The organism is Nonomuraea sp. NPDC050556 (genome assembly GCF_044457355.1).
In the GTDB taxonomy this organism is placed as follows: Bacteria; Actinomycetota; Actinomycetes; order Streptosporangiales; family Streptosporangiaceae; genus Nonomuraea.
The window spans coordinates 18243-20811 of the sequence record NZ_JBITGU010000002.1 but is presented as its reverse complement, the minus strand read 5'-3'; the positions used below and the strand labels follow the sequence as shown (position 1 = coordinate 20811).

The 2569-nt window shown below is 68.0% G+C and carries 2 protein-coding genes; both read left to right on the top strand.

The features are described 5' to 3' along the window. On the top strand, positions 1 to 1812 hold a 1812-nt coding region (locus tag ACIBG8_RS18185; RefSeq protein WP_397343977.1), incomplete at its 5' end, for a glycosyl hydrolase family 18 protein. Positions 1813 to 1927: 115 nt separating this feature from the next. Beyond that, positions 1928 to 2569, top strand: a 642-nt coding sequence (locus tag ACIBG8_RS18180; RefSeq protein ID WP_397343976.1) for a carbohydrate-binding protein, incomplete at its 3' end; no start/stop codon positions are given.

Below are 2569 nucleotides of genomic sequence, written 5' to 3'. Positions count from 1 at the left end.
CGCTCGACCGCGCAGGCCAACACGACGATCGATCTGGCGTGGAACGCCTCGACGGACAACAGCGGGACGATCAAGGAGTACCGGGTCTACGAGGGCGCGACGGTCGTGAAGACGGCCACGGGTACCTCGACGCAGATCACGGGTCTGTCGCCGAACACGTCGCACACGTACACGGTCACCGCGGTCGATCCGTCGAACAACGAGTCGGACAAGAGCGCTTCGGTCACCGCGACGACGACCAACACCGGCGGCGACACCGTCAAACCCACGGTCCCGGGCAACCTCCGCTCGACCGCGCAGGCCAACACGACGATCGATCTGGCGTGGAACGCCTCGACGGACAACAGCGGGACGATCAAGGAGTACCGGGTCTACGAGGGCACGACGGTCGTGAAGACGGCCACGGGCACCACCGCCACGGTCGCCGGGCTCTCCCCGAGCACCAGCCACACCTACACGGTCACCGCGGTCGACCCGTCCAACAACGAGTCGGACAAGAGCGCCGCCGTCACCGCGACCACCAAGCCCAGCACGCCGGGCGGCACCTACAACAAGGTCGCCTACTTCGTGCAGTGGGGCATCTACGGCCGCGCGTACACCATGAAGAACCTCGACGCGCAGGCCAGCAAGCTGACCCACATCAACTACGCCTTCTCCAACATCCACCCCACCCAGCACACCTGCATGAACGGCGTGGACAAGGCGACCACCCCCAACCCGCAGGACCCCAACCAGGGCGACGGCGCGGGCGACGCCTGGGCCGACTACGTCAAGGGCTTCGGCGCGGGCGAGTCGGTGGACGGCGTCGGCGACACCTGGGACCAGCCCCTGGCCGGCAGCTACAACCAGCTCAAGAAGCTGAAGGCCAAGCACCCCAACCTCAAGGCGCTCATCTCGATCGGCGGCTGGACGTACTCCAAGTACTTCTCCGACGCCGCCTCGACCGACGCCAAGCGCAAGGCCTTCGTCAAGTCCTGCATCGACATGTACATCCGCGGCAACCTCCCCGTCTACCAGGGGCGCGGCGGCACGGGAGTCGCGGCGGGCGTGTTCGACGGCATCGACGTCGACTGGGAGTGGCCGGGCGCCGAGGGTCACGCGGGCAACCACGTGAGCCCCAACGACAAGGCCAACCTGGTCCTGCTGCTGCAGGAGTTCAGGACCCAGCTCGACGCGGTACGGCCGGGCCTGCTGCTCACGGCGTTCACCCCCGCCGACCCGGTCAAGATCGACTCCGGCTGGGACCTGTCGAAGATCTTCCAGTCGATGAACTTCGCCAACGTCCAGGGCTACGACTTCCACGGAGCGGGCAGCGACAACTCCTGGGAGCCCAACCGCACCGGCCACCAGGGCAACCTGTACCTCGACGCGGACAGCCCGTACAACCCGGACTTCAGCGTCGACAAGGCCGTCCAGAAATACCTGGACGCCGGGGTCGACCCGCGCAAGCTGACCATCGGTCTGGCCTACTACGGCAGAGGCTGGCAGGCGGTCGCCGACGGCGGCAAGTTCGGCGAGTGGCAGTCGGCCAACGGCGCGGCGCCGGGCGACTTCCCCGAGGAAGCGGGAACGCGTGGCTACAAGAACCTCGCGTCAAGGGTGCCCGGCTGCACGGTCAGGCATGACGAGGTCGCGATAGCCACCTACTGCTTCACCGGCGGCGGCGGCCAGTGGTGGACGTTCGACGACCCGTGGTCGATCGGCAAGAAGACCGACTACATCAAGGCCAAGAACCTGCTCGGCGCCATGGTCTGGGAGATGTCCGGAGACGACGGCAGCCTCACCACCGCCATGGACAACGGCCTGCGCTGACCCCTCCCAACGGCCCCTCGCCTCGCCTCTTCTCGAGGGGCCGTGCCGTACGGCTCGCTGAGCCCTTCACCCCCCGCGCGGGCCGTACGGCACCCATTCGTGAAAGGGATCCGACGTGAAACTTCGTGCAATAGCACTGGCTTTCGCCCTGGTCGCGGCGCCCGTGAGCGTCGCGGTCGGCGTGCAGACGGTGGCCGTGGCGGCCGCGGCGTGGGCGCCGTGGACCGCGTACGCCACAGGCGCCGTGGTGACCTACAACGGCACCGACTACACCGCCATCCAGGGACACACCTCCCAGCCCGGCTGGGAACCACCCAACGTGCCCGCGCTGTGGAAGGCGGGTTCCACCCCGCAGCCCGGCGTCCCCGGCCAGCCGGGCACCGTCACCACGAGCTCGACGGACACCGCCATCTCGCTGAGCTGGTCCGCCTCCAGCGGTACGGTCACCGGTTACCGCGTGTATGAGGGTTCGACGCTGAAGACGACGGTCACCGGCACGTCCGCGACCGTGAGCGGTCTGGGTACGTGCCAGACCCACACGTACACCGTCAAGGCGTACAACTCGACAGGGGAGTCGGTCGGCAGGGACGCGACCGCGACGACCACCGGCTGCAACAGCGGCGTCCCCGGCCAGCCCGGCGCGATCACGACGAGCTCGACGAACACCGCCATCTCGCTGAGCTGGTCCGCCTCCAGCGGTACGGTCACCGGTTACCGCGTGTATGAGGGTTCGACGCTGAAGACGACGGTCACCGGC